The sequence below is a fragment of the Prosthecobacter fusiformis genome (assembly GCF_004364345.1).
Taxonomy (GTDB): Bacteria; Verrucomicrobiota; Verrucomicrobiia; order Verrucomicrobiales; family Verrucomicrobiaceae; genus Prosthecobacter; species Prosthecobacter fusiformis.
This window is the reverse complement of record NZ_SOCA01000002.1, coordinates 353,186-366,495: the sequence shown is the minus strand read 5'-3', so window position 1 is coordinate 366,495 and position 13,310 is coordinate 353,186. Positions and strand designations below refer to the sequence as shown.

The following is a 13,310-nucleotide window of genomic DNA, read 5'->3' as shown; positions in this document are numbered from 1 at the left end:
TGCTCTAGGCATCTGTCGTAGCCCGATCAATCTTCTGGCATCAGGCCCCACGGCCTCAATCGTGCATCCGCCCTCTCCCGTAGGCCTGCCCGTTTTTCCTCAGGGATCTGCTTTTCCAGGCGGGACAGCGTATCCTCCACAATGCTGCGCGAATCTTCCCGCAGTTTGATACGAAGAGCCCGAAACTGGGCCACGGTCGTGGCAAATTCCTTGCGCACGGCCAAGCGCTCTTCAGGCGTCAGGTCCAGCTCCTTTGCCATTTGGTTTTCTATACTGTTGGTCACCCGTTCGACAGGACTTTTGTCACCCGTTTCTCCCGCCCATGTACGCTGAGCGAGGCCACGAAGGAAAATCAATCCGCCCCCGATCCCGCAAGCTGCACCCAGGATAAACACCAGTCCGAGAAGTAACAGGGCACGCATACGTCCCGGACGTCCGGCCACAGGGATTGTAGTAGAATTCATAAGTTCAGAAACGTTGCATCCAAAGACCATACCAAAGCGAGTTCGTCCAACGAGGTGAACTCATTCCAGCATACCCACCCGGCACTGAATACCAGACCGGCCAGGGCTGCCTGCATCCAGCGGGAGCCGCCCATTGAGACAAGTTCATCCCAGACTTTAGAGGGCGAATCCGGTGGAGCCGGTTGGCTAATGCGCTGGCGGACTGAATAACGCACATCTACACCCGGAGGCACAGGCGCTTCTTGCGCCTTTTTTAGAAGGGCATTCCATTGAGGTTTAGTGGAATTCGTATCCATGACGTTTGAGAAGAGACTGTAATTGTTTACGTGCGCGAAAGGCTTTCACCTTCGCATTGATCCGGCTCCATCCATAATGTTGGGCAATCTCTGAAAGCGGCATTTGTTCAAGATATAAAAGCGTCAGGAGAGCACGGTCCTCCGGCGAAAGAAAAGAAAGAATATACTGCGCCTCCTCCAGAGCATCGGCTGCCTGCTGCCCGTCAGGATTTCCCGCCGGCACCGCATCCAAAGGATGCCGACCATCTGCTGAAGGCTCAACCAGTCTGGAAAAAGGTGACCGCTGACAGCGGCGGTAAAACTCCAGCCCCGTGCGCACCGCGATGCGTTTTAACCAGTGCAGAAAGGGCTTTTCAGGCTGCCATGTTGGCAAGGCATGCCACGCTTTGACAAAAGTCTCCTGTACCAGATCCTCAAGATCTGCAGTGGCAGGGGCAAAGCGATGGAGGAGAGCAGTCATCCCAGGCTGGTGGCGACGGACGATTTCATCAAAAGCATCCATATCCCCCATCTGCGCCTGCTGGATGAGCAGGACATCCGGGTCATTGACATCAAGGGACGACATGGAGCTTGAAGAAACATTGCGGATGGTGCGCAGAGCTCGTGCCCAGGCACCATCCGCATTTCATTTTAACCTACCGCATCGATGATTCACTTTGCAGCCGCAATGGCAGCATCCACCAGATTGCCAATCTCCTGGCGCGCAGCCTCCAGCCGATTCTGCTGCTCGGCTGTTAGCAGCGGTCGTGTCTCACCGCTTATTTTAGCAAACAGCAGAGCGCGATCTCGGGCCAGGGAACCAATCTGTTCAGCAGCTTCAAGGGTCTGCTTTGAATCTGGGCCATGAGTCTTTACCGCCTCTGCATACGCTTCACGAATGGAGCGTCCACGCTCGACGAGAACCCGGACTTCGCCACGATGGGATTCCAGGACAGCGGCCACTTTTTGACGCTGTTCATCCGTCAAAGGCACTTCCTTGCGGAAATTCAGGGCATGCCGGGTCACGGTCTTGATGATTTCACGAACAGAACCTCGCGCCGCCTCAGGGAGAATGCCTTCCCCGATATCACGCATGGCTCCGAGTTTTGGCAATGCGGTGGCAGGTATTGCCAGGGCGACCATTGAAAGAATAAGAAAAAACTTTTTCATCGGATTGATAAGGAAAGAAGTTAACAACGATGCCCCCGAATCAGTTGCGGGTGGTGGTTTTAGTCACGCTTGTGGTTTGGCCTTGAGGGCCAGTGTAAACGCTTGTGGTACTGTGTCCGCTACCGGTGGTCACGACATGATGAGATGCTGGCGCTGCGTAAACCAATGGCCGAGTGACCACGACTGTCCTTCTAGGAAAGAGGCGTGGCAGAATGATCCCATGGGAATGGCGCGTCACCACGACCGGACCGGGATGAACTGTCGTAACACGGCAAATATCGCGAGCACTGGCCCCCAACGTGGAGAATGCTCCCAGGCCCAAAATGATGAGGAATGTTTTCATGGAATTGATTAATTTTGAGGTTTGTTTTGGCATGAGCACAGTCATTGCACTCACCCACCCAAATGCCGGGAGGCAGGAACCGGTTACAGAAAGTTTTCGGGAGATCGTTGACGGGCGGGCCGCCCTGCGTCACCAAAAGGGATGCAATTGATCTCTGGAACCGCTGTCGCTGAAAAAGTCCTCGAAGAATGCCGCCGTGATATCGCGGAACTCGCAGCCGCCGGGAAGAAGCCTGGGCTGGCCGTGGTCCTGGTGGGTGAGGACCCGGCCTCCCGCGCTTATGTACGATCCAAGGATAAAAAATGCCGTGACCTGGGTCTCCACTCGATCAAGCTGGAACTGCCCGCCAGCACCACCCAGGAAGAGCTACTGGCCCACGTCCAGACGCTGAACAACGATCCCGCCATTCACGGCATCCTGGTCCAAAGTCCACCGCCCACTCATATTGACGAAGCTGCCATCGTCCGGGCCATTGACCCAGCCAAAGATGTGGACGGCTTTCACCCCATGAACGTCGCCAAGCTGGCCTTGGAAGACTCCAGCGGATTTGTTCCCTGCACCCCTCTGGGCTGCCAGCGGCTGCTCATGGATGCCGGCATCGAAACCAAAGGTGCAAACGTCGTCGTCCTCGGTCGCAGCATGATCGTGGGCAAGCCGATGGCTCTCCTGCTCATGGCCAAAGGCCCTGGCGGAGACGCCACCGTCACCGTGGCCCACTCCCGCACACGCGACCTAGCATCCATCACGAAACAGGCTGACATCATCATTGCCGCCATTGGCCGGCCCGAATTTCTCAAGGCCGAGCACGTCCGTGAAGGTGCCGTTGTCATTGATGTCGGCATTAACCGTGTCGAGGCCCCAGATACACCGAAAGGCTACAAACTGGTCGGCGATGTCGCCTTTGATGAAGTGGCACCGCTATGCAAGGCCATTACACCGGTTCCTGGCGGCGTCGGCCCGATGACCATTGCCATGCTGATCGCCAATACTATCAAGGCCTGCAAACAGATCGGATAATACCGAGGCAGGCCCGCCCGTTATGATTGGCTCAAGGTTCCTGAGGCGTTGCCTCGGGAGCTTTGTCCATCTCATCATTCGGGGATGGCAACGGCTCTTCGGAGAAATCTTCAGGTGTCTTCTCCGCCTCGTCATTCATGGGGGCCATGCGCCCTTCGGCCACGGCCTTAAGATCAGGCAGTGAATCCACATACAACTCTTCCACCTTCTGCCGTGCCCACGGTGTCTTGCGCAGAAAGACCAAACTGGATTTGATGCTGGGCTGCCAGTTAAAGCAGTTCACCTTGATCATTCGGCCGAGCATATCCCATCCGTAATGAGCCTGGAGATCGGTCACCATCTTTTCGAGAGTGATTCCGTGAAGCGGATTTTTGGGGCCTGCTGCGTGCATCCCAGACAGGTGGATCATTTGGCGCGTCTGTCCAGTAGCTTGAGCGATCCGGCCTGCCTTTCAGACCCCCAGTTCCACCGGTTCCAGTCTAAAAGAATCATTCAACAATTCATGAAGGGCCCTTAGAGCCTCCAGAAGTGCTGCGGGTGCCTCTTTCCCCTTCTCTTGCAAAACCTGTGTGCAGCGCTCCATCAGGGGCCTCTGCTTTTCCGCATTTCCTTGCTCCATGAGCAGGCTCTCAATCAGTGCTACCTGTCGCCGAACCTCGGTGATTTTCGCCGCAGCCTCGGTCTCCGAGATCTCGCCATTGGCCAATCCCTTGATTTGCCGGCATTCAAACATGCGGCATCGGAGCGGTCGCGCCTCATAAATTGTGCAGCAGCAATCCTGGAGAAAACGGCAGGGCTGATTAAAATAAGGCTCCCGTTTTTTCCGGTTCAGCTTCATGCCCAGTGCCTCCAATCCCTTCACCGAATCTGACGGCTGCAATCTCACAATGTGAAACAGAACACCGTTGCAGCACATGCCGCAGGCCGTGCAAAGACGGGATGCGGCAGCAGTGAATTCAGGCTCAGACATGAACTCCCAGCATGAAGGCCGGGCAACGCCAATGCAAGTGAAGGCATAGCCGCCCCGGTCCTCCTCAGGATTGGATCACTTGCCCAAAGCCGCTTTGATCTCCTGCGCCACTTTTTCGGCCAGGTAATCGGAGCCGCTGTCATGATAATGGACATCCTTCGGTTTCTGCATCTCAGCCAGTTTTGGTGAGATCCACGCATTCAGATCATTGATGGTCACACCGTTTTCCTTCATCACTTTTTCAGCAATACCGTTGTAAACCGACACCTCACCAAACTCACGCGGTGGATTCAGCGGACCTTCAGGAATGGGCGTAATCGTCGCCCAGATGAGCTTGGCACCTGTCTGTTTCATGCGGGCCACCAGTGTGCGCAGATTGGCTTCATAATCGGCTGGCTCCACTTGGCGTTTACCATCCGGCATGACTTTGAGATCGTGGATACCCCAGTTGAAATGAATCACATCCCATTTGCCCTTGCCCAGCCATTTTTCGATGTTGGCGATGCCGTTTTTGGTCGGCCCGCCATTCTGTGGGATACGGTGCACATTGGCCACGCCTTCCAGCAGTTTGCGCACGGGCAGCGTGTATCCCATGGAAATGGAATCACCGATGAGGAGCACACGCGGCAGCCCTGCCACATCCTCCACAGGAACCACAGACGGATTCGGGACGCGTTTCTTGGCCTCTGCTTTCGGCTCCTGGGCCAGGCATGGAGTCAGCAGAGAAAGGGCGACAAGTGAAAGCAGCAGGCGGAGTTTCATGGTTGATCCAATTTGAGCCAATCTGCTGAAAACTGACAAGGATAATCCGTGACTGCCCAACATGGCATATCCTGCCATCGCATCCGAAAAGGCATGCAACTTCGACCGGCCTGCATTGATTGGAAGCTATGCAATTTCAGATTCAAGACGTCCGCTTTCATGTGCTGCCCATGCGCACACGGTTTCCGTTTAAGTATGGCATCGCGAGCATGAGCGCCCTTCCACATCTGTTCGTCACTGCCATCCTCAGCGTGGATGGGAAACCGGTCAGTGGTATGGCTAGCGAAGGTCTGCCGCCCAAATGGTTTACCAAAGACCCCGCCACCAGTTTCGAGCTGGATCTGGCCGAAATGCTGGCCGTCATCCAGAATGCCTCCCGGCTCGCGCGCCTAGCCTCGGCGGCCCCGATCCGCTATTTCCCCTGGTGGCAGGAGCTTTATCAGGAACAGGCACGCTGGGCCGCCGTCAAACAGATACCTTCCCTGCTTGCCAATCTGGGCGTCAGCCTCATGGAGCGCGCTGTGCTAGATGGGTTGTGCAAAGCCTCCTCCACTCCTCTTCATCGTTTGTTAGGCTCCGAGAGTCTCGCCATTCAGCTGGGGGACATTCATGACGAGCTTCGGGGCATCCACGTTCAAGATGTCCTCTCCCCGCAGCCACTTTCCAGCATCGCCATTCGCCATACGGTCGGCCTGGGCGATCCACTGCGTTCAAAAGACATCCCTGCCGATGAACAGCTTCACGACGGCCTGCCCCACGCGCTGGATGAATCCATCCGCGCCTATGGGCTGTCCTATTTTAAAATCAAAGTCTGCGGTCAATCTGAAACTGACCTCCCACGCTTGCGTGAAATCACCGCCATTCTGACCGAAGAATGCGGTTCCCATTTCCACATCACCCTGGATGGAAATGAGCAGTTCGAGAATCTAGCCGCCTTTCGTGAGTTCTATGAAGCACTCCGCGCCGATGCCACCCTCAGCCCACTTTTCCAGAACCTCCTCCTCATTGAGCAGCCGTTGCACCGCAACCATGCGCTGAAAGATGACGTCGCCGTTTCCCTTGCGGAGTGGCATGATGGCCCGGGTGTGATCATCGATGAATCTGACAGTGCGTTGTCGGACTTGCCCCGTGGTCTGGCACTGGGCTACAGCGGCACCAGTCACAAGAACTGCAAAGGCATCATCAAAGGTCTGGCCAATGCTGCTCTTTTAAAAACGCGGGCAGGTCAAACAAAACGTCCGCTCATCCTCAGTGGAGAGGATCTGGCCAATGTCGGTCCCATGGCCCTGCTTCAGGACCTGGCGATGATGGCAGCTCTCGGAGTGACGCATGTGGAACGCAATGGCCATCATTACTTCCGCGGCCTGTCCATGCACTCAGAGGCGGTTCAAAACGATGCCTTAAAATGCCATCCCGATCTTTACCGTCAGCATTCAGCCGGATTCCCGACCCTGGATATCCAAAAAGGACGGCTGAATCTGGGCAGCGTCAATGCCGCGCCTTTCGGTTGTGGCATTGATCTAAACACAGACGCCCTGCTCCCACTCAATACATGGATCAAGGAGGGAGGTATGGCTCAATTATAACAGCTCTCTCAACCCATTCTTACATCCATATATTCCAGCGTTACCGGCTTGCCGCCTTGATGCATAAACTCGAAAACATTTTTACCGTCACGCAAAACCGATGCAGGCACTGCCCAGGCACGCATCGTTTCCGGCTTGCCTAACAGAGAAGGATAAGGATTTTCAAATAGCTCCTCCACATCGTTGGAAGGCTGTAGATCTGTCCCATTGCATCGTGCCGCGATGGTTCGTCCCGCCAACGTGGCATCCGCTTGAAGACGTAACCTTCCCTGCCCTTTCCAGCCATCCGCAGGCGGAGCCATGTCCAGCTCAAACTGGGTCCGCGCTTTCTCTTTCAGACTGCGAGGCAGAATGGGGGGCCGCACATAGGGATTGTTCCAACCCGTCGCTAAAAACCAGTGCTGCGCTTTCACTGCCAGTTTGGCAGGCTCATCCAATTGCTTGATGGCTGCAAAGGGAGGCTCTGCGAAAGGCCCGCGCCCAGGGCCCCCGTGTTCACGATAGTAGGCAAAGTTAAACAGGCTCACTCCATCGGCACCCCGAGCATAGGCCAGATGCGCCGTGGTCTCATACTGCTCTTGAGTGGCCCGGCGAAAGGTAAAGGTGTCGTAGCCAGGCACCAGTTTGCTACCGTTGGCGATGGAATGACACATCTCCACATACAGGGCGGCAGTCTCTGGCACCCGCGCACGGATCTCGGCCAAATCCATCTGCTGAGTGGTGAAGTAGCTGGCTGAAATGTTCACCATATCCACACCGCTTCCCACCATGGCAGGCAGGTCCAGTCCCAGGGCATCCAGCCCCTTCACTAGACAAGGAACACGTACGCAAAGCCAGCGACGTTTACCGTTACGCTCCGTGCGGTCCAGGGCCTGCCTCACCTGTTTTACAAACCCAGTCATGATGGCCTGCCGCTGCTCCAACGACGTCTTTTCCGCATCAAAGAAACTGTAAATGCGCATGTAATCCAGCTCCAGACCATCCAGATCGTAGTTCTCACAGAGTTCGGTGATCAGGGCCAGCTTCTGCGCACGCACATCTTCATGGATCCAGTTTTGAACCAAGTCCATGCCGCGTTTGGAATCAGGTTTGAAGAGGTATTCAGGATGATCCACATAATGCCGGGTCACGCTCATGCCCATGCTGCTTCCAGGTTTGTCACCTGGCTTAGGATGGGTGAATTCCTTGTGATGCGCATCGTTGAGGCGGAAGGACACAAAGGCCGCTTGGTTGGTCTTGTGGCAGCGGTCCACAAAGACCTGCACCACATCCCCGCCTCTCATGACAAAGTTGCCAAATGAATCCGGCCCTACGCCATAGCGTTCTTTGATCCACGCATAATGAGGCTCCAGCGGCATCACTTTGCTGGGCCACATGGGCACCATGCCCAATCCGGGCTGTAAAAAATGTGCATCCACCAGTCCTGCCACCTCATCCACCGTGGCCTCCAGCATCGTCGCACGAAACGGCTCCCGAGCTTTGTGAAATGGGCTCACGCAGCTCGATATATTCGTCGTGTCATTGCTGTAAATGACCCGAAACGGAGCCTTGGTCCGAGCTGACTGAGCTCGGGCCAAAGGTGCCGCCAACATAGCAGCAGCAGTGGATTTGATAAATTGACGGCGATGAAGCATGACAGGGAATGGGTAACGCCGAAACGCCCCCATCTATTTCGACCTGTCACCGTCACACTTTGCCGGGACCTAAGCCAGCGCGGTCAGCAGCTTGCCGTGAATACCGTCGAAGCCTCCATTGCTGAAGATCACGATCACATCCCCGGGCTTGGTTTCTGCCTTCAAGCGGGCCACAATGGCATCGGTATTCGGCTCAAAAAAACAGGCTTTACCAGCCTGACTGACGCTTTGCGCCACCTTCGCCGTATCCAGTCTCTCTGCCTCAGCCACCTTTTCCGGATTGGCCACCGCTGCGATGACAGATCCGTCAGCTTCCTTCAAAGCTTCAATCAGTTCGTTCTGCAAAAGATTGCGTCGGCTGGTGTTCGAGCGTGGTTCAAACACGGCCCAAAGGCGCTGGCCGGGATACTTCTGCCGCAGCCCCCGCAACGTCTCACGGAGAGCCGTTGGATGATGCCCAAAGTCATCCATCACGGTCACTCCACCGGCGACACCACGTACCTGCTGGCGACGACGGATGCCTTTGAAGCTCTCCAGCCCTGCGCGGATTTCATCATCGGTTAGACCCGCATGACGCGCGGCGCAGATGCACATCGCCGCATTGCGCACGTTAAATTCGCCGATCATGGGCACGCTGAATGGCACGCCATTGATCTCAAAAGCCGTGCCTTCTGGACTGGCCTCCGTGATGTGAATACGCTCGCTGCATTCCTGGCCAAGCCCGACCGTCTTCACGGGGGAGTAGCTTTTCAGCGACAGGCAATTCTTGTCATCACCATTCAGGAGCACCAGCCCGTTACGCGGCACGCTGTTCAGCAGGCGCTGAAAGGTCAGCAGGATGGCAGCGAGGTCGGAGAAGATGTCCGCGTGATCAAACTCAATGTTATTCACGATGGCACATTCCGGCAGGTAATGCAGGAATTTGGAACGCTTATCGAAGTAAGCCGTGTCGTATTCGTCCCCCTCGATAACAAAGAGGTCGCTGTGATTGAAGCGTGCGCCGCTGACAAAATTCTCCGGCACACCGCCGATCATGAATCCCGGATTCTTCCCGGCGTGTTCAAAGATCCAGGCCAGCATGGTGCTCGTGGTCGTTTTACCATGGGTGCCGCTGACGACGAAACTGCGCTTCCCCTGAATGACTTCTGTTTTGAGAAGCTCCGCCATGGAAACATAAGGCAGCTTGCGCTCCAACAGCGTTTCCAGTTCTTCGTTACCACGTGAAATGGCATTGCCAACCACATACAGGTTGGCGGTCGCAGGCAGATTTTCAGCCCGGTAACCCTCCGTCAGGGTGATCCCGGCGTCCCGCAGAACGTCTGACATGGGAGGATAAACTTTCTCATCCGAACCTGAGATGGTGTAGCCGAGAGCGCGGAGAGCCGCTGCGGTGGAGCCCATGGCCGTGCCGCAGATGCCAATAAAATGAAGATGCTTGGAGGAGGACATGTCGAAGGCCGCCCCCGTCCAGGAGCGGATGCCTCCTCAAGTAGGGCAAGACCGGTGGCGGGCAAGAAGATTCCTGGGAGATTTCCTAACCTTACCCCTCCCCGTCCAGGCACTCCCTCAATACTCGCAGCAGCGATTCTGCTGTGTAAGGCTTGGAAACGAAATGTTTGACTCCCTGCCCGGCAGCCTTGGTCACCGCCTCATTGGTGGAAATACCGCTGGCAGCGATGATTTTCAGAGATGGATTGATGTTCCGCAGCACTTTGATCGTCGCAGGTCCGTCCATCACAGGCATCATCATATCCGTCAGCACGATGGACACGGATGCCCGATGCTGGGCATAGAGAGTCACCGCCTCCGCCCCGTCAGCGGCCAGCAGTGCCTTGTATCCAAAGGCCTCCAGTGTCTGCTGAGTGATCTCGCGGATCGTTTTCTCATCATCCACCACCAGTACCGTTTCGCCCCGGCCACGTGGCATTTCTTCGATTCGTGATTCTTCAGCCACCGTGCCACTCGTCTCGAAAGCTGGCAGGTAAAGCCTGAACTGGCTGCCCCTGCCGCCTTCGCTTTCCACCTGGATAAAACCTCCGTGACTTTTCACAATCGCCAGTGATGTAGAAAGCCCCAGGCCAGTCCCTTTCCCCAATTCCTTGGTGGTAAAAAACGGATCAAAAATCTGCTCAATGATTGCCTGTGGAATACCCGTCCCCGTATCCTTCACCTGAATCTTCAGATAAGGTCCGGGCTGAGCTTCCAAATGCATGGCAGCATAGCTTTCATCCAGCCTTTCATTGCTCGCACTCACCACGATGGAACCGCCATCCGGCATCGCATCCCGCGCATTCACGCAAAGATTCAGCAATACCTGATGCAACTGTGTGGGATCACCGACGACAGGCCATAGCCCATCCTCATATTGGGTGAAGATCTGAATGTTTTTGGGGAAAGTATCCCTCGCAATTTTTTCGATGTCGCGGATGAGCGCATGTGCATAGACTTCCATGCGTCTTCCCTCCATTCCACGGGCAAACGAAAGCACCTGATTCACCATATCAGCACCACGTTGGGCACTTTGTGAAATCGTGGAAAGGATGTCTTGTCCCGATTGGGAAGTGACCGTCATCTTGAGCAAGTCAATGGCCATCATGATAGGCGCCAGGACATTGTTCAAGTCATGAGCAATGCCTCCCGCCAGAGTTCCGATGCTTTCCATCCGCTGGGCTCTTAGAAACTGCTGCTCCAGCTTTTTCTTCTCCGTGATGTCGGTATTGATGCAAAGGACCGATTTCGGCTTACCCGCAGAATCATTCACCATCGTCCACCGGCACTCAATGGTCAGTGGCGTGCCGTCTTTGGAAAACTGGTCCAATTCTCCGACCCATTCCCCCTCTTCAAACAACTGCTGAATAGCGGCATTAAAAGCCATCGTTTCCTGGTAAAAAACGTCGGTCACCGGTTTGCCCAGCACCTCTTCGGCAGACCAGCCATAAAGGGCTTCGGCGCTTTTATTCCAGTAAGTGACGCGATGGTTCAGATCTCTCACCAAAATGGCATCCTGCGCTTTGTCCAAAAGGGAGGCCTGCTCACGGATGCGCTCATCGGCCTCCTGACGTTCCAGTTCATCCGCCACACGCGCAGCAAAGATTTTTAAGGTCGAATGAACCAGGGATACCTGCTCCAGCGGTTTCCGGTAAAAGACTGCCATGATCCCGTTCACCCTCATCTGAGTATCCAGCAAAGGTATCCCCGCATAAGCCTCAATGCCGTGGCCCTTCAGCCACAAGTCTTCAGGAAACTGACTCTGGACGCTGCTTTCAAAAATGCTCGTATAGCCCAGGCTCACCCCCTCACACGGGGTGCCAGGCAAAATGTAGCTTATATTTTCCTGAAACTGGCCATGCAAAAACAGAGCCCGTGTTTCAATGCTCTGGCGCTTCTCTGGGTCCAGGCGGCCAATGACCCCACCATCCGCATCCAACGCCTCCACCATGTTACGTGTGAGAGACTGGAAAAAATCCTCCCCATGCCCGGCGGATACAGCCTGGGAAACCTTCAGCACCACATCCTGCATGCGCTGACGCTCCTGACGGCTGCGCAAATGGCGGATACCAAAGGCCAGATCCTCCGCCATTTCCTGGAGCAGCTTGATCTCATCTTGCCCGACTTCCTGAACCTCGGAGGCATACAGTGCCAGCAGTCCAAAAGTGCGGTTCTCATCCCGCAGGGGGAGGCAAATGATGCTGCGGTATCCTCGGGACAGCGCCGCCTCCTTCCAAAAAAAGCCTTCGGATTCAGCTTCAATGTCTTGGCAGATCACCATCTGGCCGCTGCGAATGCTCCTGGCAGCCGGGCCTCTCCCCGTCGCGGCAAACTCTGACCAGCTTAGGCTGATTTCACTCAAATACCCTGCTTCATGTCCGGCATTGGCCATCGGCCGGATGGAATGCGCCTCATCATGCAGTGCATAGCCTACCCAGGCCAGACGGTATCCACCAATATCCACCGCCAGCCTGCACACCTCCGCCAATAAATGCTGCTCATCAGTGGCATGCACCAGCGACTCATTGCATGCGGACATCAGTTTTAATGCCCTGTTCGTCCGCGCCAGTAAGAGGTCTGCCGTTTTCCGCGCCGAGATATCCTGAATCGTCACCACCCAGTAGAGAGGCTCCCCCTCTGCATCACGCACGCTGACCAAGTCCACCTGAGCATCATAACTTGATCCATTGGCGCGCAACATTGGCAGTTCGAAGCGCACCTGCCCACTTTCATCCGCTTCATGGATGAATTGTTGCACCTTTAATTGATTACCTGGAGCAAACAATGATAGCAATGTCAGACCTGCGATTTCATCCGCAGGCTGTCCATGCAGACTGGCAAGGGCGCTGTTGCAGGCAAAAATACTCTCATTAGCAGGAGTGCAGATCAAAATACCCTGAGCGCAGTTTTCAAATGCATCTGCCCAGCGGCGCAATTCACGAGCCAGTCGTTGCTCATCCTCCAAAACACTCAGCAGTGCATTGCGTGATTTTTCAGCCAGTTCCAGCAGGCGGCCGGTCTCTTTTTCACTGCGGATGAGCTGCTCATTCTGCTCCTGCAGTTGCTCCGCGATGCGACCTTTTTCTGTCACTTCCTGTCGCAATCTCTGCGAATGAATTCGCAATTCCATCTGGGCCACCACATTCCTGCTCAGTGCGTTTAATGCCGCAGTCTGGCTTAAAGTCAGTTCCTGAGGCTCACGGCCAATCACACATAAGGTTCCCAGGGGCTGATTTCCGCGGGCTAACAACGGTGCTCCCGCATAAAAGCGGATACTTGGGTCACCGCTCACCATCGGATGATCGACAAAACGCTCATCCTGGCTCGCGTCATTGACAATCATGACCCGGTCCTTGGTCATGATCGCATGCGCACAAAACGCCAGATCCCTGGGTGTCTCCTTCTCATCCATTCCAATTTGAGCCTTGAACCACTGACGATCCCTATCAATCAGGGAAATGGCCGCCATTGGGGTCCGGCAGATATGAGCAGCCAGTTCAGTGAGCTCATTGAAGGCTGCCTCCTCCATCGTATCCAGAATTTCGTACTCACGCAGAACGGCGAGTCTTTCTTCTTCGTCTTCGGGAATCGGTGCTTTCAT

At 55.3% G+C, this 13,310-nt stretch carries 11 protein-coding genes and 1 pseudogene; 2 read left to right on the top strand and 10 right to left on the bottom strand.

Translation table 11 applies throughout. The features are described 5' to 3' along the window. Positions 1 to 26: 26 nt before the first annotated feature. The 4 genes from EI77_RS07405 to EI77_RS07390 all read right to left on the bottom strand — a co-directional run bounded on the left by EI77_RS07405 (position 27) and on the right by EI77_RS07390 (position 1,909). Positions 27 to 464: a hypothetical protein gene (locus EI77_RS07405; protein WP_133794233.1), complete on the bottom strand. Its 438-nt coding sequence runs from the start codon at positions 462 to 464 to the stop codon at positions 27 to 29. Beyond that, a complete protein-coding gene (locus EI77_RS07400) occupies positions 461 to 760 on the bottom strand; it encodes a hypothetical protein (protein ID WP_133794232.1) in 300 nt (99 codons plus the stop codon). The genes EI77_RS07405 and EI77_RS07400 overlap by 4 nt, the downstream gene beginning before the upstream one ends. Beyond that, complete coding sequence (locus EI77_RS07395; RefSeq protein ID WP_133794230.1) at positions 741 to 1,325, bottom strand: RNA polymerase sigma factor; 585 nt, start codon at positions 1,323 to 1,325, stop codon at positions 741 to 743. The genes EI77_RS07400 and EI77_RS07395 overlap by 20 nt, the downstream gene beginning before the upstream one ends. Positions 1,326 to 1,411: 86 nt before the next feature. Further along, positions 1,412 to 1,909, bottom strand: coding sequence for a Spy/CpxP family protein refolding chaperone (locus EI77_RS07390; protein WP_133794228.1), 498 nt, complete (start codon positions 1,907 to 1,909; stop codon positions 1,412 to 1,414). A gap of 484 nt (positions 1,910 to 2,393) precedes the next feature. Between EI77_RS07390 and folD the strand changes: the two genes are divergently transcribed. Continuing rightward, on the top strand, positions 2,394 to 3,269 hold the full coding sequence (gene folD, locus EI77_RS07385) for a bifunctional methylenetetrahydrofolate dehydrogenase/methenyltetrahydrofolate cyclohydrolase FolD (protein ID WP_133794226.1): 876 nt from the start codon (positions 2,394 to 2,396) through the stop codon (positions 3,267 to 3,269). A gap of 169 nt (positions 3,270 to 3,438) precedes the next feature. Here folD and EI77_RS24075 read toward each other — a convergent pair. The 3 genes and pseudogenes from EI77_RS24075 to EI77_RS07370 form a co-directional block, all read right to left on the bottom strand. Then, a pseudogene (locus EI77_RS24075) lies at positions 3,439 to 3,660 on the bottom strand (VF530 family protein); the annotation flags it as partial. Between the two features lie 60 nt (positions 3,661 to 3,720). Continuing rightward, entirely contained in the window at positions 3,721 to 4,239 is a 519-nt protein-coding gene (locus tag EI77_RS07375; RefSeq protein WP_133794224.1) for a YkgJ family cysteine cluster protein, read from the bottom strand. A 75-nt stretch (positions 4,240 to 4,314) separates the two neighbouring features. After that, positions 4,315 to 5,001, bottom strand: a complete 687-nt coding sequence (locus EI77_RS07370; RefSeq protein WP_133794222.1) for an SGNH/GDSL hydrolase family protein — start codon at positions 4,999 to 5,001, stop codon at positions 4,315 to 4,317. Positions 5,002 to 5,129: 128 nt separating this feature from the next. Here EI77_RS07370 and EI77_RS07365 point away from each other — a divergent pair, with 128 nt between their 5' ends. Further along, positions 5,130 to 6,587: an enolase-like domain-containing protein gene (locus EI77_RS07365; protein ID WP_133794220.1), complete on the top strand. Its 1,458-nt coding sequence runs from the start codon at positions 5,130 to 5,132 to the stop codon at positions 6,585 to 6,587. An 8-nt stretch (positions 6,588 to 6,595) separates the two neighbouring features. Here the strand turns inward: EI77_RS07365 and EI77_RS07360 are convergent, their stop codons facing one another. The 3 genes from EI77_RS07360 to EI77_RS07350 all read right to left on the bottom strand — a co-directional run bounded on the left by EI77_RS07360 (position 6,596) and on the right by EI77_RS07350 (position 13,310). After that, positions 6,596 to 8,083: a glycoside hydrolase family protein gene (locus EI77_RS07360; protein ID WP_133794218.1), complete on the bottom strand. Its 1,488-nt coding sequence runs from the start codon at positions 8,081 to 8,083 to the stop codon at positions 6,596 to 6,598. 207 nt (positions 8,084 to 8,290) lie between these two features. Then, positions 8,291 to 9,670 carry a UDP-N-acetylmuramate:L-alanyl-gamma-D-glutamyl-meso-diaminopimelate ligase gene (gene mpl / locus EI77_RS07355; protein WP_133794216.1) on the bottom strand — a complete coding sequence of 460 codons (1,380 nt, stop codon included), beginning with the start codon at positions 9,668 to 9,670 and terminating at the stop codon, positions 8,291 to 8,293. A gap of 91 nt (positions 9,671 to 9,761) precedes the next feature. Further along, the gene (locus EI77_RS07350) at positions 9,762 to 13,310 is read right to left on the bottom strand and encodes a PAS domain S-box protein (protein ID WP_133794214.1); all 3,549 of its coding nucleotides are present in this window, start codon (positions 13,308 to 13,310) and stop codon (positions 9,762 to 9,764) included.